Source organism: Pseudomonas sp. PB3P13, from assembly GCF_054897735.1.
Genome location: NZ_CM142702.1, coordinates 3,884,690 through 3,908,103, shown reverse-complemented (window position 1 = coordinate 3,908,103; position 23,414 = coordinate 3,884,690). Strand labels below are relative to the sequence as shown.

General features: G+C 57.3%; 21 protein-coding genes, 4 tRNA genes and 2 pseudogenes. 13 read left to right on the top strand and 14 right to left on the bottom strand.

Annotation, left to right across the window (positions count from 1 at the left end):
* The first annotated feature begins 169 nt into the window (after positions 1–169).
* Together ACYZT1_RS17880 and ACYZT1_RS17875 are read left to right on the top strand one after the other, a co-directional pair.
* Positions 170–2,629, top strand: a complete 2,460-nt coding sequence (locus ACYZT1_RS17880; protein ID WP_462015993.1) for an EAL domain-containing protein — start codon at positions 170–172, stop codon at positions 2,627–2,629.
* 45 nt (positions 2,630–2,674) lie between these two features.
* Entirely contained in the window at positions 2,675–3,469 is a 795-nt protein-coding gene (locus ACYZT1_RS17875) for a TenA family transcriptional regulator (protein WP_462015992.1), read from the top strand.
* 74 nt (positions 3,470–3,543) lie between these two features.
* Here ACYZT1_RS17875 and sugE read toward each other — a convergent pair whose 3' ends face one another.
* The 3 genes from sugE to rdgC form a co-directional block, all read right to left on the bottom strand.
* The gene (gene sugE, locus ACYZT1_RS17870) at positions 3,544–3,858 is read right to left on the bottom strand and encodes a quaternary ammonium compound efflux SMR transporter SugE (RefSeq protein WP_150582845.1); all 315 of its coding nucleotides are present in this window, start codon (positions 3,856–3,858) and stop codon (positions 3,544–3,546) included.
* 117 nt (positions 3,859–3,975) lie between these two features.
* Positions 3,976–4,941, bottom strand: a complete 966-nt coding sequence (locus tag ACYZT1_RS17865; RefSeq protein WP_462015991.1) for a bile acid:sodium symporter family protein — start codon at positions 4,939–4,941, stop codon at positions 3,976–3,978.
* Between the two features lie 82 nt (positions 4,942–5,023).
* Positions 5,024–5,944, bottom strand: a complete 921-nt coding sequence (gene rdgC / locus ACYZT1_RS17860; protein ID WP_462015990.1) for a recombination-associated protein RdgC — start codon at positions 5,942–5,944, stop codon at positions 5,024–5,026.
* 159 nt (positions 5,945–6,103) lie between these two features.
* Between rdgC and ACYZT1_RS17855 the strand changes: the two genes are divergently transcribed.
* The 8 genes from ACYZT1_RS17855 (at position 6,104) to ACYZT1_RS17820 (ending at position 9,229) form a co-directional block, all read left to right on the top strand.
* Positions 6,104–6,179: transfer RNA gene (locus tag ACYZT1_RS17855), tRNA-Val, on the top strand.
* A gap of 19 nt (positions 6,180–6,198) precedes the next feature.
* Positions 6,199–6,275: transfer RNA gene (locus ACYZT1_RS17850), tRNA-Asp, on the top strand.
* Between the two features lie 187 nt (positions 6,276–6,462).
* A tRNA-Val gene (locus tag ACYZT1_RS17845) sits at positions 6,463–6,538 on the top strand.
* A gap of 18 nt (positions 6,539–6,556) precedes the next feature.
* Positions 6,557–6,633, top strand: a tRNA-Asp gene (locus tag ACYZT1_RS17840).
* Positions 6,634–6,941: 308 nt separating this feature from the next.
* Positions 6,942–7,658 carry an FKBP-type peptidyl-prolyl cis-trans isomerase gene (locus ACYZT1_RS17835; RefSeq protein WP_462015989.1) on the top strand — a complete coding sequence of 239 codons (717 nt, stop codon included), beginning with the start codon at positions 6,942–6,944 and terminating at the stop codon, positions 7,656–7,658.
* A gap of 293 nt (positions 7,659–7,951) precedes the next feature.
* A complete protein-coding gene (locus ACYZT1_RS17830) occupies positions 7,952–8,407 on the top strand; it encodes a YkvA family protein (protein WP_462015988.1) in 456 nt (151 codons plus the stop codon).
* Positions 8,408–8,519: 112 nt separating this feature from the next.
* A complete protein-coding gene (locus tag ACYZT1_RS17825; RefSeq protein WP_462015987.1) occupies positions 8,520–8,861 on the top strand; it encodes a helix-turn-helix domain-containing protein in 342 nt (113 codons plus the stop codon).
* Positions 8,858–9,229 (top strand): hypothetical protein, encoded by a 372-nt coding sequence (locus ACYZT1_RS17820; protein WP_322221819.1) that lies wholly within the window; start codon positions 8,858–8,860, stop codon positions 9,227–9,229. Before ACYZT1_RS17825 ends, ACYZT1_RS17820 begins: the two co-directional genes overlap by 4 nt.
* Positions 9,230–9,267: 38 nt before the next feature.
* Here the strand turns inward: ACYZT1_RS17820 and ACYZT1_RS17815 are convergent, their stop codons facing one another.
* Positions 9,268–11,058 carry a bifunctional diguanylate cyclase/phosphodiesterase gene (locus tag ACYZT1_RS17815; protein WP_462015986.1) on the bottom strand — a complete coding sequence of 597 codons (1,791 nt, stop codon included), beginning with the start codon at positions 11,056–11,058 and terminating at the stop codon, positions 9,268–9,270.
* Between the two features lie 130 nt (positions 11,059–11,188).
* Positions 11,189–13,270, bottom strand: coding sequence for a carboxy terminal-processing peptidase (locus tag ACYZT1_RS17810; protein WP_462015985.1), 2,082 nt, complete (start codon positions 13,268–13,270; stop codon positions 11,189–11,191).
* Between the two features lie 184 nt (positions 13,271–13,454).
* Here ACYZT1_RS17810 and ACYZT1_RS17805 point away from each other — a divergent pair.
* Positions 13,455–13,762: pseudogene (locus ACYZT1_RS17805) on the top strand (alcohol dehydrogenase catalytic domain-containing protein); the annotation flags it as partial.
* A 74-nt stretch (positions 13,763–13,836) separates the two neighbouring features.
* On the opposite strand, the gene ACYZT1_RS17800 reads toward ACYZT1_RS17805, so the two are convergent.
* The 7 genes and pseudogenes from ACYZT1_RS17800 to ACYZT1_RS17770 all read right to left on the bottom strand — a co-directional run bounded on the left by ACYZT1_RS17800 (position 13,837) and on the right by ACYZT1_RS17770 (position 19,785).
* Positions 13,837–14,787: an IS110 family RNA-guided transposase gene (locus tag ACYZT1_RS17800; protein WP_462015984.1), complete on the bottom strand. Its 951-nt coding sequence runs from the start codon at positions 14,785–14,787 to the stop codon at positions 13,837–13,839.
* Positions 14,788–15,089: 302 nt separating this feature from the next.
* The gene (locus ACYZT1_RS17795; protein WP_462015983.1) at positions 15,090–15,743 is read right to left on the bottom strand and encodes an HAD family hydrolase; all 654 of its coding nucleotides are present in this window, start codon (positions 15,741–15,743) and stop codon (positions 15,090–15,092) included.
* Between the two features lie 110 nt (positions 15,744–15,853).
* On the bottom strand, positions 15,854–16,843 hold the full coding sequence (locus ACYZT1_RS17790) for an ABC transporter ATP-binding protein (RefSeq protein ID WP_462015982.1): 990 nt from the start codon (positions 16,841–16,843) through the stop codon (positions 15,854–15,856).
* Positions 16,840–17,640: an ABC transporter permease gene (locus ACYZT1_RS17785; protein ID WP_462015981.1), complete on the bottom strand. Its 801-nt coding sequence runs from the start codon at positions 17,638–17,640 to the stop codon at positions 16,840–16,842. Before ACYZT1_RS17785 ends, ACYZT1_RS17790 begins: the two co-directional genes overlap by 4 nt.
* Positions 17,627–18,463 (bottom strand): ABC transporter permease, encoded by an 837-nt coding sequence (locus tag ACYZT1_RS17780; RefSeq protein WP_462015980.1) that lies wholly within the window; start codon positions 18,461–18,463, stop codon positions 17,627–17,629. Before ACYZT1_RS17780 ends, ACYZT1_RS17785 begins: the two co-directional genes overlap by 14 nt.
* Positions 18,464–18,486: 23 nt before the next feature.
* Positions 18,487–18,594: pseudogene (locus ACYZT1_RS17775) on the bottom strand (alkaline phosphatase family protein); the annotation flags it as partial.
* A 123-nt stretch (positions 18,595–18,717) separates the two neighbouring features.
* Positions 18,718–19,785, bottom strand: a complete 1,068-nt coding sequence (locus ACYZT1_RS17770) for an ABC transporter substrate-binding protein (protein WP_462015979.1) — start codon at positions 19,783–19,785, stop codon at positions 18,718–18,720.
* A 349-nt stretch (positions 19,786–20,134) separates the two neighbouring features.
* Here ACYZT1_RS17770 and ACYZT1_RS17765 point away from each other — a divergent pair, with 349 nt between their 5' ends.
* Positions 20,135–20,848 carry a UTRA domain-containing protein gene (locus tag ACYZT1_RS17765; RefSeq protein ID WP_462015978.1) on the top strand — a complete coding sequence of 238 codons (714 nt, stop codon included), beginning with the start codon at positions 20,135–20,137 and terminating at the stop codon, positions 20,846–20,848.
* A gap of 27 nt (positions 20,849–20,875) precedes the next feature.
* Here ACYZT1_RS17765 and ACYZT1_RS17760 read toward each other — a convergent pair whose 3' ends face one another.
* Positions 20,876–21,643, bottom strand: a complete 768-nt coding sequence (locus ACYZT1_RS17760) for a DODA-type extradiol aromatic ring-opening family dioxygenase (RefSeq protein ID WP_462015977.1) — start codon at positions 21,641–21,643, stop codon at positions 20,876–20,878.
* Positions 21,644–21,747: 104 nt separating this feature from the next.
* Between ACYZT1_RS17760 and ACYZT1_RS17755 the strand changes: the two genes are divergently transcribed.
* A complete protein-coding gene (locus ACYZT1_RS17755) occupies positions 21,748–22,404 on the top strand; it encodes a thiopurine S-methyltransferase (RefSeq protein WP_462015976.1) in 657 nt (218 codons plus the stop codon).
* An 87-nt stretch (positions 22,405–22,491) separates the two neighbouring features.
* Here ACYZT1_RS17755 and htpX read toward each other — a convergent pair whose 3' ends face one another.
* Positions 22,492–23,379 carry a protease HtpX gene (htpX, locus tag ACYZT1_RS17750; protein ID WP_462015975.1) on the bottom strand — a complete coding sequence of 296 codons (888 nt, stop codon included), beginning with the start codon at positions 23,377–23,379 and terminating at the stop codon, positions 22,492–22,494.
* Positions 23,380–23,414 lie beyond the last annotated feature (35 nt).

Sequence of the window (23,414 nt, the reverse complement as noted above, 5' to 3'; positions counted from 1 at the left end):
TTGGTTTCCAGCGTTGTCTCCGCAGATCATGCATGGATGAGTGATGCTTGTTACTTTCTCCCTCTTGAGCGCAAACTCTCCCGGCTTGCCTAGAGTGAGAACCCATCCTAGGCTAGCTTTAGCGATTTCGTCCGGACGACGAGCAAGCAGTGCTAAAACAAGGGACCTCATGAATCAAACGCGGACTTTTGGAACGCCACGGTTGTTGGGCATCGTTTGGCCATTTATCGCCGTCGTGCTTTTTCAGGCGTTGCTGGGCGGTTTCAGCCTGTACGTGCTGTCTGCAGTGCGCGGCTACGTGGCAGGTGAAAGCCTATGGTCCAAGGGCCAGAAGGACGCCATCTACTATTTGAATCTTTACGCCGACAGCCGCGACGAGACCATTTTCAACAAATTTCAGAGTGCGATCGCCGTGCCGCAAGGCGGTCACGAGTTGCGTGTCGCGCTGGATCAGCAACCGCCAGACACGGAAGCGGCGCGCCTGGCCATCCTCAAGGGCGGCAACCACCCGGATGATGTTGCCAGCCTGATCTGGCTGTACCTCAACTTCCGCCATTTCAGCTACCTCGAAAAAGCCATCGACTTGTGGACGGTGGGCGATTCGTATCTGGTGCGCCTGAATGATGTCGCCACAGACATGCACCGCAGCATCACCGCCAGCCAGGCCACCGATAGCGATATCAAACGCTGGAAAGATCAGATTTACGTCATCAACGATGGCGTGACGCCGGCAGCCAGAGCCTTCAGTGACGCGTTAGGTGAAGGATCGCGGATGATTCTGCGGCTGTTGCTGATGACCAACCTGGCCACAGCACTGGGTCTGATTGTCCTGGCGCTGTTGCGCACGCACAAACTGCTCAAGCAACGGCATGCCTTTGCCGAGGCCTTGCAGCTGGAGAAAGATCGCGCGCAGATCACCCTGCAATCAATCGGCGACGGCGTGATCACCACGGACGTCGACGGCGCCATTGCTTACATGAACCCTGCGGCCGAGGCGCTCACGCACTGGAAAGCCGAACAGGCCATCGGATTGCCCCTTGCGTCGTTGTTCAACCTGCTGGACGAGAACGCCCAGGCTGAAGGGTTTACCCTGATCGAGCATATTTTGAGCGGGCAGCTGAGCAGCGCCAGCGAGCATTCCAAACTGATTCAGCGGCTGGATGGCAGCACGGTGTCGGTCACGCTGGTTGGCGCGCCGATCCGCCATGCCGGCAAGGTCAGCGGCACCGTACTGGTCTTGCATGACATGACGCAGGAGCGCCAGTACATCGCCAACCTGTCCTGGCAGGCGACGCATGACGCCTTGACCGGTCTGGCCAACCGTCGCGAATTCGAATATCGCCTCGAACAGGCGCTGCATAACCTGTCTCGTCAACCTGGGCGCCATGCGCTGATGTTCCTCGACCTCGATCAATTCAAACTGGTCAATGACACCTGCGGCCACGCGGCGGGCGATGAGTTGCTGCGGCATATTTGCGCATTGCTGCAATCGGGCTTGCGCGAAGGCGACACGCTCGCGCGCCTGGGCGGCGACGAGTTCGGCATCCTCCTGGAAAATTGCGGGCCGGAAGCGGCGGAGAAAATCGCTGAAAGCCTGCGCCAAACCGTGCAAAACCTGCATTTTGTCTGGAAGGGTCGTCCCTTCGTCACGACCGTCAGCGTCGGGCTGGTGCATGTCACTCAGCAGCCGACCACCCTCGAAACCTCACTGCGGGCCGCCGATATGGCGTGCTATATGGCCAAGGAAAAAGGCCGCAACCGGGTGCAGGTCTATCACGCGGACGATTCGGAACTGTCCCTGCGCTTCGGCGAGATGGCATGGGTACAGCGATTGCACATGGCGCTGGAAGAAGATCGCTTCTGTCTATACGCTCAGGAAATCGCAGCATTGGGGAATGCCGAACAGGGAGGAGGGCACATCGAAATCCTCCTGCGTCTGCATGACGAGTCCGGCCGCATGATCCTGCCCGACAGCTTCATTCCTGCTGCTGAACGATACGGGTTGATGACCTCTCTTGATCGCTGGGTTGTGCAGAACGTATTCAAGATCATTGCCCAATGCATTGCCGAAAAACACAAAGGCCCATTGGCCATGTGTGCGATTAATCTGTCAGGCACAACTATCGGAGACGAGGATTTTCTGGACTTCCTGCGTGAACAATTTGTTGCTCATTCGATTCCGCCTGAAATGATTTGTTTTGAAATCACGGAAACCAGCGCGATTTCCAATCTCGGTAGTGCGATCAAATTTATCAATGAGCTCAAAGGGTTAGGTTGTCATTTTTCGCTGGATGACTTTTGTGCCGGAATGTCCTCATTCGCCTACTTGAAACATTTGCCTGTAGACTTCTTGAAGATTGACGGGAGTTTCGTTAAGGATATGTTGGACGACCCTATTAACCGTGCCATGGTTGAAGTGATTAATCACATTGGTCATGTCATGGGTAAGCGTACGATTGCGGAGTTTGTCGAGACACCCCAGATTGAGCAGGCGCTGCTGGAGATCGGGGTGGATTATGCTCAAGGATATGTGATCGAACGTCCGCATCTGTTTACCTGCGACAGTTTGCAAAGTCGTCCCGCCAGACCACAGCCTTTGTTGTTCAAGGCACCTGGCACGTTCCGTTGAAATCTCTTGCTGATCCTTACAATCACAATCAAAAGGAACCCGACAGTGATCGACACATTCAACCGAACCGGACCACTCATGGAAGCTGCAAGTTATCCGGCCTGGGCTCAACAGCTCATTCAGGATTGCAGCGAGAGTAAGCGCCGGGTTGTCGAACACGAATTGTACAAGCGCATGCGTGACAACAAGCTCAGCGCCAAGACCATGCGGCACTACCTGATTGGTGGGTGGCCGGTGGTCGAACAGTTCGCGTTATATATGGCACAAAATCTGACCAAGACCCGCTTTGCCCGCCATTCCGGCGAGGACATGGCGCGTCGCTGGTTGATGCGCAACATCCGTGTGGAACTCAACCATGCCGATTACTGGGTGCACTGGAGCCGTGCTCACGGTGTGAGCCTGGAGGATCTGCAAGCGCAGCAAGTGGCTCCGGAACTTCATGCGCTCAGTCATTGGTGCTGGCACACCAGCTCGTCTGACTCGCTGATCGTCGCGATTGCCGCCACCAATTACGCCATAGAGGGCGCGACGGGCGAGTGGTCCGCGCTGGTCTGTTCCAGTGGCGTGTACGCAGCGGCCTTCCCCGAGGAAGATCGCAAACGCGCCATGAAGTGGTTGAAAATGCATGCCCAGTACGACGATGCGCATCCGTGGGAAGCACTGGAGATCATCTGTACGCTGGCCGGGATGAACCCGGGCAAAGCGTTGGAGGATGAGCTGCGTCAGGCGGTGTGTAAAAGCTACGACTACATGTTCCTGTTTCTGGAACGCTGTATGCAACTTGAGCAAGCGGAGAAAGCACCGGCCACACGCGAACGTGCGGCATTGGCCGAAAGCTGATCGGTTTGACGTTCGATAAAAAGCCCGCCTCTCTGTGCTGACAGAGGGCGGGCTTTTTTGTTATCAACTGCTGATCAGGTGCTGATCTTCAAGCCGATCAGGCCGCAAATGATCAATGCGACACTGGCCAGCCTGAACAACGCCATGGATTCACCGAACAGGATAATCCCGGCGATCACCGTGCCGACTGCGCCGACGCCCGTCCAGATGGCGTAAGCGGTGCCCAGCGGCAATTCCTTCATGGCAAGGCCGAGCAGGCCCAGGCTGATGACCATGGCGCCAACCGTTAACGCAGTCGGGAGAGGGCGGCTGAACCCGTCGGTGTATTTCAGGCCGACAGCCCAGCCTACTTCGAACAGGCCGGCGAAAAACAGAATGATCCAGGACATGGAGACCTCCATCGATTGACGGGGTCGTCCCCGGATAATGACTCGATTGAGTCGCGAGGTCGTCCTCACGCTGCGCACTATGGTGCACATCATTAACCCGGGGATCAAGTTACCGAATCATTCCGCCGCTTGCCGAGCCAGCGACTCGCGATCTTCCTTCTCGCTCATACGGCGCAAATACGTTGAAAGCAGGGCGCCGGAAATGTTGTGCCAAACACTGAACAGTGCGCTCGGCACTGCCGCCAGCGGTGAAAAATGCGCGCTGGCCAGTGCGGCGCCGAGCCCGGAGTTCTGCATGCCGACTTCCAGTGCGAGGGTTTTTCGTTGTGCCAGCGGTAATTTGAACAGATGTCCGGTGAGATAGCCCAGCAGGTAACCGAAGCTGTTATGCAGCATCACCACCGCCATGATCAACAGGCCGGATTCGGCAATTTTCGCCTGACTGGCCGCCACCACGGCGGCGACGATGATGACGATGCTCACCACCGACACCAGGGGCAGGACGTCAATCGCATGGCGAGCGCGGGCGCCCAGCATACGTTGGGTGATCAGGCCCAGCACGATTGGCAATAGCACGATCTGCAGAATCGACCAGAACAGGTCGAGGAACGAAACCGGCAGCCAAGCCGACGCCAGCAGCCAGATCAGCGCCGGGGTAATCAGGGGCGCGAGCAACGTGGTGATGGCGGAGATCGCCACGGCCAGCGCAAGATCGCCTCGGGCCAGCCAGGTCATCACGTTGGAAGAGGTGCCGCTGGGGCAACAGCCGACCAGAATAACGCCGACGGCAATTTCCGGTGGCAGGCTGAACACCTGGCACAGCAACCATGCCATGCCGGGCATGATCACAAATTGCGCAACCACTCCGAGGACCACACGCCACGGATGACGTGCGACCTCGGCGAAATCTTCAAGTTTGAGGGTCAGGCCCATACCGAACATCACCAGGCCCAGCAGCGGCACGATCGCGACCTTCAGGCCGACGAACCACTCGGGTTGCAGAAACGCCAGAACGGCGAAGAGCAGTACCCAGTAAGCGAAAGTATTGCCGACGAAGCGACTCAGTGCAGCCAGTGCGCGCATGGTCTGATCCTTGTTATTGGGTAGCAGCACAAAACTAATGCAGGAGCGAGCAAGCTCGCTCCTGCAACAGAATCACAAGCTTTTAGATCCCCTGCGGCATCTCTTCGCTACCCAGCGCTTCAATCAGCGCCGGCAGGAAGTCGCCAAAGGTCAGCATCATCAGGGTGAAGCTGGCATCGAGCTGCCCCAGGGCTTCTTCGCCGCCGTCCTGCTCGGCCTGATCCTGCAGCAAATCTTCAAACTTCAGGCGTTTGACCACCATCTTGTCGTCAAGCACGAACGACAACTTGTCCTGCCAGGCCAGGGACAGTTGTGTCACCACCTTGCCGGTGCTCAGGTGCAGTTGAATTTCCTCGCTGGTCAGGTCCTGACGCTTGCAGCGCACGATGCCGCCGTCTTCGTGGGTGTCGCGCAACTCGCACTCATCCAGCACGAAGAAGTCGTCAGCCGCCTTTTGCGTGGTGACCCACTCGGTCATGGTTGCGGTGGGCGACATTTTTACGGTCAGGGGGCGTACCGGCAACGTGCCGATCACTTCACGCAGGGTCGACAGCAGGTCTTCGGCACGTTTCGGGCTGGCCGAGTTGACCAGGATCAGACCCTGTTTCGGCGCAATGGCGGCGAAGGTGGAGGAACGACGGATAAAGGCGCGCGGCAGGAAGGCCTGGATGATTTCATCCTTGATCTGGTCGCGTTCCTTTTTATAGACCTTGCGCATTTGCTCGGCTTCGATCTCGTCGACCTTTTCCTTTACCGCGTCACGCACGACGCTGCCAGGCAGGATGCGTTCTTCCTTGCGTGCGGAAATCAGCAGGAAGTCGCCGCTGACATGTACCAACGGGGCATCTTCGCCCTTGCCAAACGGCGCGACGAAACCGTAAGTGGTCAACTCCTGGCTTGCACAAGGACGCGCCAGTTTGGTCGCCAGTGCAGTTTCCAACGCCTCGGCATCAAAAGGCAGATCTTGGGTCAGGCGATAGATAAGCAGGTTTTTGAACCACATGGGGCGGGTCTCTCCTTTAACAAAGGGGGGCATTATTCTCTTCGTGGCGCCATAGGCCAACCCTTCTCTAAGCCTTTGGAAGGCCTGAGAAAATTATTTTAGAAAGTGCTTGCCAGAGCTGAGGTCGCTCCGTAGAATGCGCGCCACACCGAAAGTGAAGGGTGATTAGCTCAGCTGGGAGAGCGTCTGCCTTACAAGCAGAATGTCGGCGGTTCGATCCCGTCATCACCCACCATTCGCTTACAGTGTTACGCGCAGCGGTAGTTCAGTCGGTTAGAATACCGGCCTGTCACGCCGGGGGTCGCGGGTTCGAGTCCCGTCCGCTGCGCCATATTCGATGATCTGGAACGCTGAACGCCAGATCGTCACGGAAAAGCCCGCTAATGCGGGCTTTTTTCTGTCTGAAGTTCCTGCAGGATGCGTCGCTTCACCGGTTTTCAGATTTTTTTGAATATTTTCCAATTAAATCAACATGTTATGAAAATTTGTGGCACAATGCGCCCCGCAACGAAGGTACAGGGTGATTAGCTCAGCTGGGAGAGCGTCTGCCTTACAAGCAGAATGTCGGCGGTTCGATCCCGTCATCACCCACCACTACTTTCAACGCTACGCGCAGCGGTAGTTCAGTCGGTTAGAATACCGGCCTGTCACGCCGGGGGTCGCGGGTTCGAGTCCCGTCCGCTGCGCCATATTCGGTAACTTGGAGCGCTGAACGCCAGGTCGCCCCTCAGAAAGCCCGCTTTATGCGGGCTTTTTGCCGTCCCGGATTTGGCTTTTGCTCGTATTCACGCTACGTTTGGCTGAATAATGCTGTGTGCGGCTAACGTCCGTCAGGCGAAGATGACAGAAGCTTCCTCCCTTCAGGCTGCCAATACGCCGAAAGCCATGAACTAATCAGAAATTTCCTGCTCTCATGCCGGTAGCCATTGGTCGTGGCCGCCTGATAAGCTCGCGGCTTTACTCGATTGCCCTTTTGGCGCATGAACAAGGAAATAGCATGAAACAGCATCGGTTGGCGGCGGCGGTGGCCCTGGTTAGCCTGGTACTTGCGGGTTGTGATTCGCAGACCAGCGTAGAGCTGAAAACCCCGGCGCAAAAAGCTTCCTACGGGATTGGCCTGAACATGGGCAAGAGCCTGGCTCAGGAAGGTATGGATGATCTGGACTCCAAAGCTGTAGCCCAGGGCATCGAAGACGCCGTTGGCAAGAAAGAACAGAAGCTGAAAGATGAAGAGTTGGTCGAAGCCTTCGCTGCACTGCAAAAACGTGCCGAAGAGCGCATGACCAAAATGAGCGAAGAGTCGGCATCCGCTGGCAAGAAATTCCTCGAAGACAATGCCAAGAAAACCGGTGTGACTACCACGGCTTCCGGCCTGCAGTACGAAGTGGTCAAGAAAGCCGAAGGCGCCCAGCCAAAGCCAACTGACGTCGTGACTGTGCACTACACCGGCACCTTGACCAATGGCACCGTTTTCGACAGTTCCGTCGAGCGTGGCAGCCCGATCGATCTGCCGGTCAGCGGCGTGATTCCAGGCTGGGTTGAAGGCCTGCAGCTGATGCACGTCGGCGAGAAGTACAAGCTGTACATTCCTAGCGAACTGGCTTACGGCGCGCAAAGCCCAAGTCCAGCCATCCCGGCCAACTCGGTGCTGGTATTCGACCTGGAACTGCTGGCGATCAAGGATCCGGCAAAACAGGATGACGCTGCCAAGTAATCGGCGTCTGCTCTGAAAACAACGCCTCGCTTATGCGGGGCGTTGTTGCATCCGGCGATCAGTAGGGTTAAAGAAAGCGAACAGACGTCGTACATTGGAGTCATAGCCTTTGAAGGCGCCGCCATTACCCGCGCCCTTAACGCCAAGTCAATGAAATATTGGGTTTTTTATGTGAGTAAAAAACGCCCGATCTGAGCGAAGCCCTTATGCAACGGGGTGTTCAGCGGTCAAATGCAGCTCTGTTCACAAGGTTATCCACAATTTGTGTGGATAACATTTCAGCAGGAGAAATCATGAAAGCGCCGTGGAATTTTGCTCGTTTTCTGCCCCTGGCGGGACGTCTGCTCGCCCGTGGACGATTGCCGACCCTGCTGTTTGCTGTCGCCAGCAAAGGTGCGAGCCAAGGCAATCGGTTGGGCAAGATCAAAGAAGACCTGCGTCTGCTGCAGGCACTTTGCCTGGCCTACTGGCGCGGCGAGTACCGTACGATCAGTCCCAAGACGATGATTTCGGTCGTCGCCGGGTTGATGTACTTCCTCAGTCCGGTGGACGCCATTCCGGACTTCATTCCGGTCTTCGGCATGCTGGATGATGTCGCTGTGCTCGCCTGGTTGATGAAAGTGCTCGACGATGAACTCGATGCGTTTCGCGCCTGGCGCAAGCGCCAGTTGCCGGAAAAGCTCGCTGTGGTAGAGCGGCTTCCCGATACCCCCGAGCAACTGCAGCTGCAGCGCCCTGCAAAAAAGTGAGTGGATGGAGGAACACCCCATAATTGATGCCCCGCGACCTTGACCGCTGTTAGGATTACACTTCGAGGGAAAAGTGCCGACTCGTTAAGTGTCGTTGTCCTACGGGGATGTCATGGATATTCAGATAATCACACGCGAAGGCGAGCCCGAATATGCGGTTGTGCCATGGGCTCAGTATCAGGCTCTACTGAAAGCAGCAGGTATCACTGAACAACCGCCGCATGCCGCGCCAGTGCGCCGTGCGGCTTCCCCAGACCAGATACTGCCGGGTCTGGACCAACTACGCAGTTTGCGCGAAGGGAAGGGCATCGCCATCGAGGCGCTCGCCCGCACGGTAGGCATCAGCCCGTCTTATCTGGCCTTGATCGAAAGTGGCGAGCGTCAACCTGACGCCGCGATTCGCCGCAGCCTGGCCTGGGAGTTGACGGTGCCGGGGTGGAGGGAGGAATCGTGAGCGTACGCATCAGTCGTCAACATTGGGACGGGTTGCTCGGCGAGCTGGATCAGGCCCGCCGTCAGCGACATCTTTTGACGTACCGCGCGTTGTTGGAGCGATTGCAGTTGCCGACCCCGGCGATGCAGACGCTCACGGCGGCCCTGGAACATCTGGCGGCGCTGGACGCCAAGGCTGAGCAACCACTGCGCAGCTCGCTGGTGATCAGTCAGGGCGCCAGCCGGTTGCCGCGCACCGGTTTCTTTGAATGTGTGGAACGCCTCGGGCGTTTTTCCGGGCCCTCCGATGGCGTCGCCGCGGCCTCCTGGCATGCATCGGAAGTGGTGCGAGTGTTCGAATACGATTACCCTGAATCGGCAGAAGCCTGAATGTTCCGGCCCGGAGTGAACCCTTCGGGCCAGGCGTTTCAACGATGACCCTGCAGCAATTTTTCCTGTTCCTCTGGCACTGCCAGGCTATCAATCACGTGCACACTGAACCCTGGCACATTCTTGGCGTGATGCTTGGCCTGCGACGCCATCTCGGCCAGCAGACTCGCATCCAGGTGCGCGCAAGCCTGGGCATGCAGATGCACAACCCCGATCGACAACGACAGTAACGGAAACTGCTGGCGCAGGCCTTGTCGGTTCGGCGCGATAAAGCAGCCGGCCTCGAGGTGTTCGTTACGATAAAAGCGCCGGCACTGAGTCTTGAAATCGTCCAGCAGTTGGCTCAGCCGTTTGCGCCAGTCTTCCGGTCCGAGCACGAGTAGAAAATCGTCGCCGCCGATATGTCCGACAAAGTCGCGGGACGGATCGATGCGATCATTCAGACATTGCGCCAGACACAGCAGGACTTCGTCGCCACGGCCGTAGCCGTAGATGTCGTTGAAAGGCTTGAAGCTGTCGATATCGACGTAACAGATGATCGACTCCCGTTGCTGTTGCAGCACGCGCGTGAGGCATTGCTGGATCGGCACATTGCCCGGCAACAGGGTCAGCGGGTTGGCGTAGCGAGCCTGTTGGATCTTCAGTTCGGTGATCAGCTTCAGTACGTCGATCACCCGGCCAAGGCCCAGGTACCCCCCGTTGAGGGTGATGATGAAATCTTCTTCGATACGTTGACGGGCGCGGCTGGTGATCAGTCGGCTGACCTGCTGCAGTGACTGGCTGATCTCGACTGCAAGAAAGTCATCGTTCATCAGGCGGCTGATCGGCTTGCGAGCGAACAGGTCGGTGGCGAAGGGCTTGAGCAGCACGTCAGAGAGCGAATGACGATGAACGATGCCGCAGGGATGGCCGTGGTCATCCAGTACCGCCAGCGAGTTCAGGTTGGCCTGGCGACGGAAGGCTTCCAGCACGGTCGCGGTCGGCGTATCGCGGGTGACTGCTGGTTGATCGTTGAGCAGGGCGCTGAGATCGCTGGGGTCATCATTCAACGCCACGGCCGCGCTGTCTTGCTTGGGCAGCATGGCTCTGGCGTCCCGCGGTGGCTGTTCCTGAGGGCGGCAGAGCAAATACCCCTGAACCAGATCAACGCCCATCTCGGTCAGTACCGCGAGCTCTTCCGGCAACTCAATACCTTCAGCGATGACCTGGGCTCGCGAGGCCTTGGCGATCTGCAGGATCGAACCCACGAATTCACGTTTGAGCGCATCCTGATGGATGCCGTCAATGAAGTGCCGATCGATTTTCACGTAGTCAGGGCGCAATTCCGACCACAGGCGCAGGCTCGAATAACCCGCTCCCAGATCATCCAGCGCGATCGAAAACCCCATCGCTCGATAGTGATGCAGCGCATTCTGCAACAAATGAAAGTCGTCGGTTGGCGTCTGTTCAGTCAGTTCGATCACCACCTGGCTTGGTGGAATGCCCAGGTCCTGCAGCAATTGCAAGGTGCGTCCGGGTTGATGCGAAGTTTCCAGCAGCGACTCGGGGGACACGTTGAGAAACAGCTTGCCTGGCAGTTGCTGCTCGTTGAAATGGCGACAGGCGCTTTGACGACAGGCTATTTCCAGTTCGCTGAGACGGCCGGCCTGACGTGCCACCGCGAACAATGCGACCGGCGAATGCAGCGGGCTGTTAGAGGGGCCGCGGGTGAGGGCTTCATAGCCGAGGATTCGCCGTTCGGACAGGCTGACGATGGGCTGGAACAGGCTGTGTAATCCGCTTTGAGCCAGAATTGAACTCAATGCACTCAGCTGTTCGGTAGTGGTCATGGCGATCTCTGGCGATAAAAAAAGGACTGGGCGCTTCTCGATACGAGAGCCGCCCAGTCCTTCATTTCACGACAGAATGATGACTATTTGATGACGCTACGGAGAGCGTCAGCCTTAATTTGCCATCACCTTAGTGCTTGGCCACCGCGGTGTTGAGTTTCAGATAGTCCAACAGAATGCGCCCGGTCTCGCTCAGGTAGGCATCGTCTTCCGGCTTGGTCTTGTCCGCTTCCGCCGCGATCGCGTCCTCGTCTTCTTTCTTCAGTTCTTTGAGCGGCTCTTCGCCCTTGGCCTTGCGGCGCAGGTTTTCCATGGCGAGTTGCTTGGCTTCGATATCGGCATGCTGTGCACGACGATCCGCTTCGTTGAGGCTGACGGTTTTTTCTGCCATGAGTTTCTGCGCAAGTGCCAGTTTGTCGCGGATGTACACAAACTCCGCGTCTTTGGCGGTACGCACGTCATGCTCGGATTTGAGCTGAGTGAGGTACGGTTTGAACGGATCGGCTGCCGGTTTGATGGCAGCGCGGATAGTGTCCCACGGCATGGCTTCCGGCAGGGCGCTTTCGCCGATTTCCTTGGTGTCGATGATCGACGGATAATCGATGTCCGGCAATACGCCCTGATGCTGGGTGCTCTGCCCGGAAACCCGGTAGAACTTGGCCAGGGTCAGTTTCAGTTCGCCATGGTTCAGCGGCTGAATGGTTTGTACGGTGCCTTTGCCGAAGGTCTGGCCACCGATGATCAGCGCGCGGTGATAATCCTGCATGGCACCGGCGAAAATCTCCGAAGCCGAGGCGGACAGGCGATTGACCAGCAGCGCCATCGGGCCTTTGTAGAACGCGCCCGGGTTTTCGTCTTCGAGCACGTCGACACGGCCATCTGCGTTGCGCACGAGCACGGTCGGACCTTTGTCGATGAACAGACTGGTCAGCTCGGTGGCCTCCTGCAGAGAACCGCCGCCGTTGTTGCGCAGGTCGATGACCACGCCGTCGACTTTCTCTTTCTGCAACTCGGTCAGCAGTTTCCTGACGTCGCGCGTGGTGCTCTTGTAATCCGGATCGCCGGCACGGAAGGCCTTGAAGTCCAGATAGAACGCCGGGATCTCGATGACGCCGAGTTTGTAATCCTTGCCATCCTGCTTGAGGTTCAGCACCGACTTCTTGACCGCCTGATCTTCCAGCTTCACCGCTTCGCGAGTGATCGGAACGACTTTGGTGGTCTGGTCGTTCGGCGCGTTGCTGGCCGGGATCACTTCCAGGCGAACGACAGTGCCTTTAGGGCCGCGGATCAGCTTGACCACTTCGTCCAGGCGCCAGCCGACAACATCGACCATCTCTTTGTTGCCTTGGGCAACGCCGATGATCTTGTCGGCCGGAGCGACCTGCTTGGTCTTGTCGGCCGGGCCGGCAGGCACCAGACGCACGACTTTCACCTGGTCGTTGTCGCTCTGCAACACAGCGCCGATGCCCTCGAGGGACAGGCTCATGTTGATGTCGAAGTTCTCCGCGTTATCCGGCGACAGATAATTGGTGTGCGGGTCGTAGGACATGGCGAACGTGTTGATGTACGCCTGGAAGATGTCTTCCGGGCGGGTCTGGTCCAGGCGCGCCAGTTGATTCTTGTAGCGCTTGGTCAGGGTTTCCTGAATCTGTTTGGAGTCTTTGCCGGCAATCTTCATCCGCAAAACTTCATCCTTGACGCGCTTGCGCCACAGGTCGTCGAGGTCGGCGGTGGATTTGAGCCAGGCGGCGTCCTTGCGGTCAACCAGCAAGGTTTCTTTGGTGTTGAAATCGATCTTGTCGACGCCTTTGTTCAACTCGGCAAGCGCAAAGTCCAGACGCGCTTTGACGCGGTCCAGATAGCGCTTGTACATGGTGAACCCGGCATTGAGGTCGCCGCTTTTGAGGAAGTCGTCGAACTGGGTCTTCCACTTGTCGAATTCGGCGATGTCACTGGCCATGAAATAACTGCGCGACGGATCGAGCAGCTTGAGGTAGCTGTCGTAGATGATCACGGAGCGCGCGTCATCGAGCGGTGGTTTGCTGTAATGGTGACGCTTGAGCAGTTCGACCACATTCAGGCTGGCGATCACTTCGTCACGATCAGGCTGAAGCTTGTCCCAGCTATTGGCTGCAAACGAACTGGTCGACATCGGCAGCAGACCGATACCAATGAATAGAGCTAGGGCGGTGCTGGGGAATAAATGCTTCATGCTGATTCGACGCGGGGACAATTGATCACGCATATTAGGCCGTCTTTGAAGTCGCCGGTACCTCCAGGTTCTGTACGAAAACTGCCTGTGCGAGCTTTCGTACTGACCCCGGGGCCGGTCGCATAATGCAAGAAAGCCCGACGCTACAGCGACGGGCTCAGTCCAGACTCACTATGGAGGCACTGTGAAGGCATTGCAAGGCGTGGAAGGTCAAGTGGTATGGGCGCAACAGCCCAGTCCTGCCTGTGATGCAGGGCAAGTTCGCAGTCGGGTCGCGGCAGCGGGCCTCAATCGTGCTGATTTATTACGGAAGGCAGGACTTTATCCGCCATCGCCCGGCGTCAGTGAGGTGCTCGGCCTTGAGTGTTCCGGGGTGGTCAGCGAGGTCGGCGCAGGGGCGTCGTGGCAGGTCGGTGACGAGTGTGCGCCGTGTTGGTCGGGGGCGGCATGGCCGAAGAAGTGGTTGTCGACGGGCGGCATCTGCTGCCGGTGGCCGGAAAATGGGTTGTGATCGATGAAAGCGTGAACTGGCAACACCGAACCTGTGGGAGATTCTATGGTTTTGATCAAGCCATAACCGGCCCTTTGGTGCGGTACTCGCTCTGATTTTTCATCAGGGCGAATGCCACACGAGCGAGCTTACGAGCCAGCATCACCAGCACCTGGGTAGTCGCTTTTCCACGGCCTCGTTGATACTCGTAGAACTCTTTCCACGCCAGCGTTCGACTGGCCGACATCGCTGCGTTATGTAGCAGTCGGCGTATTTCTGAACAGCCACGCTTGGTCAGAAATCTGCGGCCATTCTTTTGGCCTGAATCTGAAACTCTCAGATCCATGCCCAAAAAAGCAATGTAGGCGTCACTACTGGTAAAGTCGCCTCGGTTATAGGCCATCACCAAGGCTGCGGCGGTCAGAAAGCCGATGCCCTCTACGGCTTGGCAACGAGCAACTTGCTCAAGCAGGCCAGCCTCGCGCAGCACATCTTTGATTTTCTTTTTAACCAGTAAATCCAATCTATCAATGGACTTAACGAAAGTTGCAAATGATGACTTCAAACTCGCATCATTTGACCAGCTTTGGGTCAGGCTGGTTTTGGCCTGAATCAGCGAAGCCCGCCGCCGTAGAAGGCTTTGCAGCTTGCCGTAGACGGCTGGAGGTGGGGTCCATGGGCGTAGATGCTCCCCTTCGTTTTTTAGAAAACGGGCAAGAAGACGTGCATCGGATGCGTCTGTTTTACTCCGGCCACCGACGCCTTTGCGGTAATTACTCAATTGAAAACCATCGATGATGTAAACATCGAAACCAGACTCGTACGCCAGCTCGATTAAATCGATGTGATAAACATTTGTCGCTTCAACAGCAATGGCGGTAGCTGCAGGCAATGTCTTAAGCCAGCGCTTGATTACAGGCTTTTCATTATCTATCGAGGTGAGCAGATCCAAGTCTGCCTGGTAGGTAACGAGTTCAACTTTGGCGACATCGACACCCGTGATTGACTGTGAAACGCGCATTGCCATGGGCACTTCTCCACGCTAAGGTTTTACGGCTTGTAGGGGTTCACCCAGAGGCGCAGGCTTGTTTCTATCGTCGCTAGAACGAAGCATTCTTTATCGGCGCTTTTGGTGGAAGGGGTGGGGCGAGGTCTCCCACGGTCTGTACTGTTGCAGCAGTCAGATGCTAGCTGTTCGTCCCACCACCCCTTCAAGTCTAACCATACAAGCTAGCCTGCTAGCGAAGAACGATGACGCGACTTGACTGACACACCGCGTCATCGTTCTTCGCGGGCAAGCCTTGCTCCCTCCGCTCCTGACCTGATGCTTTATTTCCAGAGATGGATGGGCCAGCCCGCTTTTCTCGCGTGTTCGAGCAGTGTCGGATCCGGGTTCACCACGTGTGGGAAATCAACCTTCAGCAACAGCGGCAAATCGTTGCGGGAGTCGGAATAGAAACTCGCGCCTTCCAGGTTTTCTTCTTCCGCGTCCAGCCATTCCAGTAAACGTGTAATCTTGCCTTCCTGGTAGGTCAGCGTACCGACCGTATTGCCGCTATACACCCCGTGCGCGACTTCCAGTTCTATACCCAGAATCTCGTCGATGCCCAGGCGGTCGGCAATCGGTCGCACCAGGTGAGTGCCCGAGGCCGAGATCACCAGAATCCGGTCGCCGGCCTTGCGATGGGCAGCGATGGTTTTGGTCGCGTCGCTGAAGATGATCGGCTCGATGAAATCCTCAACCCATGGCCTCACCAGATGATCGACCTCTTCAGGCGTCCTGCCGATCATCGGCTCGAGGCTGAAGTCCATATAATCCTCTACGCGCAACTTGCCATGTTTGTATGCGTCCATCAGTTCATTGTTCTTGCGCATGAACGGCTCCGGATCGACCCAGCCCAGGCGGCCCATCTGTTCACTCCAGAGGGTGGCGCAGTCGCCGTGGATCAGGGTTTCGTCCAGATCAAATATTGCCAGGGCCACGATTCTCTCCGAGAACAGCTGCAAGCTTGAAGCTTCAAGCTGCAGGAAATGAATGTCAGATGGTGAACAGTCTACAGCTTGAAGCTTATAGCTTGCCGCTTGCCGCTGCTTCAGGCCACCTCACACAAGGCGGTTGGATCGATGGAAAGCGCCAGGCGCTGACCATCGGGATGCAAATCAGCTGCCGAGCGATTCAGCACATCCACCACCAGTTCCACACCGCGCGCTTCGACTCGATAGCGAATCACATTGCCCAACAGGCTGTGGCTGCGTACTTGGGCATCGAGTTCGCCGTTGAGGCTCAGCTCGATGGCTTCCGGACGAATAGCGATGCGCCCCGTGACTGGCCGTTGCAGCAGTTTCGTCGCGCTGGCTGCATCCAGCAGGTTGTAATTGCCGATGAAACCGGCCGCGAAAACATCCACGGGCGCCGTGTAAAGGGTTTCGGCGTCACCGCTCTGTACGATTTTTCCCTGATTCATCAGGAAAATCCGGTCAGACATGGTCAGCGCTTCTTCCTGATCGTGTGTGACGAAGATCGTGGTCAGGCCCAGCTCGCGCTGGATCTGCCGAATCTGTTCACGCAGATGCTTGCGGATCCGGGCATCCAGCGCCGACAACGGCTCATCCAGCAGCAACAGGCGCGGGCGCGTGACCAGTGAGCGAGCGAGTGCAACACGCTGACATTGGCCACCGGACAGTTGGTGTGGATACCGGGCGGCGAAATCGGTGAGCTCGACCAGTTGCAGCACTTCGGCAACACGCTTGTGGCTGTCGTCGGCGTTGACTTTCTGCATGCGCAAACCGAAGGCGATATTTTGTTCCACGGTCATATTGGGGAACAGCGCATAACTTTGAAAGACCATGCCAATCCCGCGTTTCTGCGGGCTCAGCGGGACCAGGTCGTTTCCTTCGAGCAGAATCCGGCCGCCATCCACCGGGGTCAACCCGGCGATGCAGCGCAGGAGTGTCGACTTGCCGCAACCGGACGGGCCCAGCAAAGTGATGAACTCGCCTTTGTGAATGTCGCAATTGATGTCACTGAACACCGCCGTGCCCGCGTAGCTTTTCTGCAGGTGCTGGACGCTGACATAGCTCATTCGCTTTTGTCCTTGTTCAAGAGGTTGGCGGCCCAGGTAAGAACCAAAACGAAGAAGAAATAGGAAATCACCAAAGCACTGGTGAAATGGCCGCTGCTGTTGCGCATGTTGTTGAGGTAGACCTGCAGGGTTTCGTAGCGTGTACCAACCAGGATGTTAGCGAACACGAACTCGCCAAACAGGAACGAGAACGACAGCAGCAACGCTACCATCAAGCCCTTGCGCAAATTCGGCAAAACCACAAGGAACGCTGCTTGCCAGGTGCTGGCGCCGAGTAGTTGAGCGGCATCCATCAAGTCGCGCAGGTGGATCGCTTGCAGGTTATTGGTGATCGCCCGGTACATGAAGGGCAGGGCGATGGTGAAATAACAACCGATCAGGATCCACGGCGTGCCGACCATCGCAAATGGCCCCGAGCCGTACAGCTGCAACAGCCCCACCGACGACACCACCGGCGGCACCGCGAAGGGCAGCAGAATCAGTATGTTCATCAATGCGTCGAGTTTCGGGAAGTGGTAATGCACCACGAACAGCAACGGAAGAATCAGCACTACCGAGAGAATCAGCGCGCCCATGCAGACCAGCAGCGACTGCCCGAACGCATGCAGGAAACGCGGGTCGCTCCACAGCGCCACGTACCATTTGAAGGTGAAGCCGCTCGGCAGGATGGTTGCCGACCAGCTGCTTGAGATCGAATAGATCAGCGTGCCGAGCAACGGCAGCAGCAGTATCGCAAACAGCAGGTACACCACGACCCGATGATAGATGCCAGCCCGACCCGGTTCAGCGCGAGACATGGTAGCTCCTCTTCAACAGCAGCTGATGCACGATGGTCACCACGGTCATCAACGCCACCAGCACCACCGCCAGGGCACTGGCGAGGTTTGGATCAAGAGAAATGTCGCCCGAGACCATCGCGGCGATGCGAATCGGGAGGACGTTGAAGTTGCCGATCGTCAAGGCGTAAACCGTGGCGTAGGCGCCCAGGGCGTTGGCCAGCAGAATCACGAAAGTGCCCAGCAGGGCGGGCGTCAGTACAGGCAGACCGATGTGCCGCCAGAACTGCCAGCCGCTGGCGCCGAGCAGCGCGGCGGACTCTCGCCAGTCTTCGCGCAGGGCGTCGAAGGCCGGGTACAGCAGCAGCACGCCGAGAGGAATCTGGAAGTAGGTGTAAAGAATGATTACCCCGGTTTTCGAATACAGGTTGAAGTCCTGAATGATCCCGGCTTGCTTGAGCATGATGGTGATGGCGCCGTTGAAGCCCAGCAGAATGATGAATGCGAAGGCCAGCGGCACGCCCGAGAAGTTGCTGGTCATGTTGGCGAATGCGTTAACGAAGTTACGCAGTGTCGAATCGACACGCCGCAACGAATAGGCACCGAGCACCGCGATGATGATGCCCAGCACGCTCGACCAGAAACTGATCTCGAGGCTGTACTGGATCGCTTGCAGGTAAAACTTCGAGTTGGCGATGCGCGTGAAGTTGGCCAGGCCCCAACCGAATTCTTCCGATTGCAGGCTGTTGATCATCACCCAGGCGAGCGGCGCAATCTGAAATACGATGAAGAACAATGCGAACGGTACCAGGCACAGCACCGCAAGCCATTTTCCGCGAGTCATGGCATTCACTTCACCAGCCCCCATTCGTAAAGCGGTCGGGACAGCGCGGGAAGTTCGCACTCCAGTGTGTGAAGCGCCGCGCGCCCTGCGCCGAGGCCCTCGAATACGACCAGGATGACGTTGTGCTTCATAGGGGCTATGACTCCGCAAGACCGCTGATCACAAGGCTCGAATTTGCAACCGTCCACCGTGGGCGCGAGCAGACTCGCTCCCACAGGGTTTCCCACGGTCCGCGCGAATGGCGTTTTACCGGGTTATTGCATATGGATGATGACTTCTTCCTGCCACATCTGAGGAAGGGCCTTGGAGGTTTTTTCCCATGCTTCGGTGTCTTTGATCGGCGTCACACCCTTGTACTGCTCGTTCGGCAGCAATTGGGCTTTGACCTCATCCGGCAGTTTGATGTGCTCGGCACGAATCGGCCGCGCATTGCCGCGAGCCAGATTGATCTGGCCAGCGTCGCTGAAAATGTACTCGCGGGTCAGCTTGGCAGCGTTCGGATGCTTGGCGTATTTGTTGATGATGGTGGTGTAACCGGAAATCACCGAGCCATCGGACGGGATTACCACGGTGTAGTCATCGGGGTTGGCCATCTTGGCCTTGTAGCTCAAGCCGTTGAAATCCCAGACTACGCCGACTTCAATTTCACCTTTCTCAAGCGTCGCAATCACCGGATCGGTCATGGACAAGCGACCCTGTTTGGCAATATCCGCAAACATCAGCAAGGCTGGCTGAAGATTTTTTTCATCGCCACCGTTGGCCAGGGCAGCAGCCAGTACGCCGTTGGCCGCCTGGGCCGCAGTGCTCACGTCGCCAATGGAAACCTTGTATTTGCCGGTCTTCAGGTCAGCCCAGCTCTTCGGTGCTTCGGAACCATGCAGAAGTTTGTTGTTGATGATGAACGCAATGGTGCCGGTGTAAGCCAGGGCCCAGTGGCCATCCTCGTCCTTGGCCCAGGCCGGAATCTGTTCCCAGGTGCTTGGCTTGTACGGCTGCGAAACTTCCTGCTTGACCGCGATAGGGCCGAAAGCCGCACCGACGTCGCCGATGTCAGCGGTGGCGTTGTCTTTCTCGGCTTTGAATTTGGCCAGCTCCTGGGCAGAACTCATGTCGGTGTCGATGTGTTTCAGGCCGTAATTTTTCGCCAGATCATCCCAGGTGCCTTTCCAGTTCGCCCAGTTGTCGGGCATGCCGACGCTGTTGACTTCACCTTCCGCTTTCGCCGCGGCCTCCAGGGTTTTCAGATCGGTGTCAGCCGCCATGGCGGCAGTGCACAGGGCAATGGTCGAGCCTAACAGTGATGCCAGGAAAAGCTGTTTCATTCCGAAGCTCCTTTGGGCGTTTACACGCTGCGATTGCGGTGATGTTGGTCTAGGTCAGCAATACCTGAGCCAATCTAGGTGAGCTGGATGACATTTTAATGTCGCGTGGCGCCGGGTTCTCTATCCTGACCGTGATGGGTTCAGGTTCTGGCTTAAGCGTAGACCATGCTCAAACGGCTGATCTTCAAGGATTTGTTCAGGATATTGCGTGAGATAAGGGGACCGTTCAGCAACGCTGTCATGTGCCGGTCATGCCCAATGCCTAGGCTTGCCGTGAGTGAAAGCGCTGAGGAGGTGCGGGCGATCCCGCTTTCAAACAGTGCTGGTCTAGTCCAGACGGGTAACGCTGATGCGCATCGAAACCACCAAGTCGGTAACAACCATCGGGCAAGTTCTTCAGGAACAGCTCGATCACGGGTTGCTGGCACCTGGCAGCAAGTTGCCGGCCGAACGCAAGCTCAGCGAGCTGTTCGCAACCACTCGAATAACCGTGCGCGAGGCCTTGTTGCAGCTGGAAGCGCAAGGGCATATCTATCGCGAAGAGCGTCGCGGCTGGTTCGTATCGCCACCGCGCCTGGCTTATAACCTGATGCAACGTAGCCATTTCCACGCGATGGTCAGCGCTCAAGGACGAGTGCCGTCGACTGACGTGATCTCGGCGCGGCTGCAACCGGCGTCAGCGGCGGTTTGTGCGTGGTTGCAGCTGCCGGCGTTATCGAGCGTGATCCAGATTTGCCGGGCGCGCCGGATCGATCAGCGTCTGGTGCTGTACGTGGAGCATTATCTGAACCCGAAGTTTTTTCCCGGCATTCTGGAATTCGACTTGAACCAGTCGATCACCGAACTGTACGCCCGGCACTACCAGTTGCACTACGGACGTGTGCGTTTTGAAATTGTGCCGACGGCGTTGTCGGTCGATGCGGCGGCCGCCTTGCGGGTGTCCGTGGGCAGTCCCGGCTTGCGCATCGCCCGGGTCAATTACGACCAGCACGAGCGGTTGATCGATTGTGACCTGGAGTTCTGGCGGCATGATGCAATTCATGTTGGCGTAGAGGTGGCCTGACCCGGCTTGCTGCCGGGTCATTGGGCGTTATTCGAAGCGGTAGATGTCCATGCCCAGCGCGCCCATGGTGAACCCCTCGTGAACCCTGTTAAAGATTCCGCCTGCACCGCGGGCGAAAAACAGCGGCAACAGGTGTTCGTCACTCGGATGGTTACGCACGGCATTGGGGGCTTGCTGGCGATAATTGTGCAACGCGATTTCGTCGTCAGTCTCCAGCTTTTCGATCATCCAGTCGCGAAACGATTTGGCCCAGGGTTCGACGCTTTCCGGACCGGCGTGCCAGTTCAATTCTCGCAGGTTGTGGGTAATGCTTCCGGAGCCGATCAACAGCACGCTTTGCGCGCGCAGTCTGGACAGGGCCTTGCCGACGCGGGTTTGCAGGGAAGGGCCGGCCCGGGTCGGCAGCGAAACCTGCACCACGGGAATGTCAGCTTGCGGGTACATCAATGACAGAGGCACCCACACGCCATGGTCGAAGGGCCTTGTGGTATCAATGCGCGCAGGCAAATCATGCTGATTCAAAAGTCCGGCGACGTCGGTCGCCAGTTGCGGGTCGCCGGGTGCCGGGTATTGCACCTGGAACAACGCCTGTGGAAAGCCACCAAAGTCGTGCCAGGTTTCCGGCTGCGGGTTGCCACTGACCAGCAGCTCATCGCTTTCCCAATGCGCGGAAACAATCACGATGGCCTTTGGTTTTTCCAGTTCGCCTGCCAGACGTGCCAGCGCCGGTCCGCTGGCGCCGGGTTCGAGGGCGAGCATCGGCGAACCATGAGAGATATACAGGCTGGGGAACATGAACACGCTCCTGAAAGGTTAAGATGGAGCCATCTTCAGTCAGATCATTGATCTAAATCTAATATAAGTTTTAGGGTGATTTGATCGAGAATTTGGGGTTATTTATGCAGCCGGAGTTTTGGCACAAGCGGTGGCAGTCGAATCAGATCGGCTTCCATCTGCCGCAAGTGAATCCCTGTCTCCAGCGGTTCTGGCCGCCATTGGCGCTGGAAGAAGGCGCGCGCGTGCTGGTGCCGCTGTGTGGGAAAAGTCTCGATTTATTGTGGCTGGCACACCAAGGTCATGAAGTCTTGGGGATTGAACTGTCGGAAAAAGCTGTCGAAGATTTTTTCAGCGAGCATCACTTCGACCCGAACGTAAGCGAACAGGGCCCGTTCAAGGTTTACCGGGCGGGCTCGATCGAGTTGTGGTGCGGTGATTTCTTCGAGTTGACCGCAGGCGATGTGGCCGACTGTGCCGCGCTATACGATCGCGCCGCGCTTGTTGCGCTGCCGCCAGCGATGCGCCAGCGGTACGCTGCTCATCTCAACCGGATCATGCCGAGGGAGTCGCTGGGGCTTTTGATCACGCTCGATTACGACCAGTCGCAGATGGATGGCCCGCCATTTGCCGTGCTTGATGACGAAGTGCAGAGGCTGTTCGCCGGGTTCTGGTCGCTGAAGATTCTGGAGGATCGGGACGTGCTGAGCGAAAGTTCGAAGTTTGTCGAGAGCGGTGTAACGCGGCTTGAAGAGCGGGTTTACAAGATTTCCAGCCGTTAGCCAAGTCTGGTTCCTGAGAACCACCGCCAAATCGAAACCAAAAAAAGGCCCGCATCGCTGCGGGCCTTTTCCGTTATGCCGAAGCTTTCAACCGCGACGACGCAGAGCGTCGATACGTTCTTCCAGTGGCGGGTGGCTCATGAACATGCGGGCAAAGCCCTGTTTGATGCCACCGTTGATACCGAAAGCGTTCAGGGTGTCAGGCATGTGCACCGGCAAGCCCTGTTCAGCGCGCAGGCGTTGCAGTGCGCCAATCATCGCGCTGGTGCCGGCCAGGCGTGCACCGGCTTCGTCGGCACGGAACTCACGTTTACGCGAGAACCACATGACGATGGAACTGGCCAGAATGCCCAGAACCAGTTCGGCGAAAATGGTCGCGACATAGTAAGCGATGCCTTGGCCGCCTTCGTTCTTGAAGATCACCTTATCGACAAAATTGCCGATGATCCGTGCGAAGAACATCACGAAGGTGTTCACCACGCCCTGGATCAGGGCCAGCGTGACCATGTCACCATTTGCGACGTGGCCGATTTCGTGGGCCAGAACCGCCTTCACTTCATCCGGCGAGAATCGCTCGAGCAGGCCTTGGCTAACCGCGACCAGAGCGTCGTTCTTGTTCCAGCCAGTGGCAAAGGCGTTCGCCTCGTAAGCCGGGAAAATCCCGACTTCCGGCATCTTGATCCCGGCTTCACGGGACAATTGCTCGACGGTTTGCAGCAGCCATTGTTCGTGACGCGTGCGCGGCTGCGTAATGATCTGGGTGCTGGTACTCATCTTCGCCATCCACTTGGAGATGAACAGCGAAAACAGCGAACCGGCAAAACCAAAGACCGCACAGAAAACCAGCAGCTGATTGAGGTTGAGATCAACCCCGTTGGCCGCCATGAACCCGTTGAAGCCAAAGAGGCTCAGGGTGATGCTGGCAATCAGCACGACCGCCAGGTTAGTGGCCAAAAACAGCAGGATGCGCATCATGGTTGTAGAAATCTCCTCATGCTAAATATGTAGCT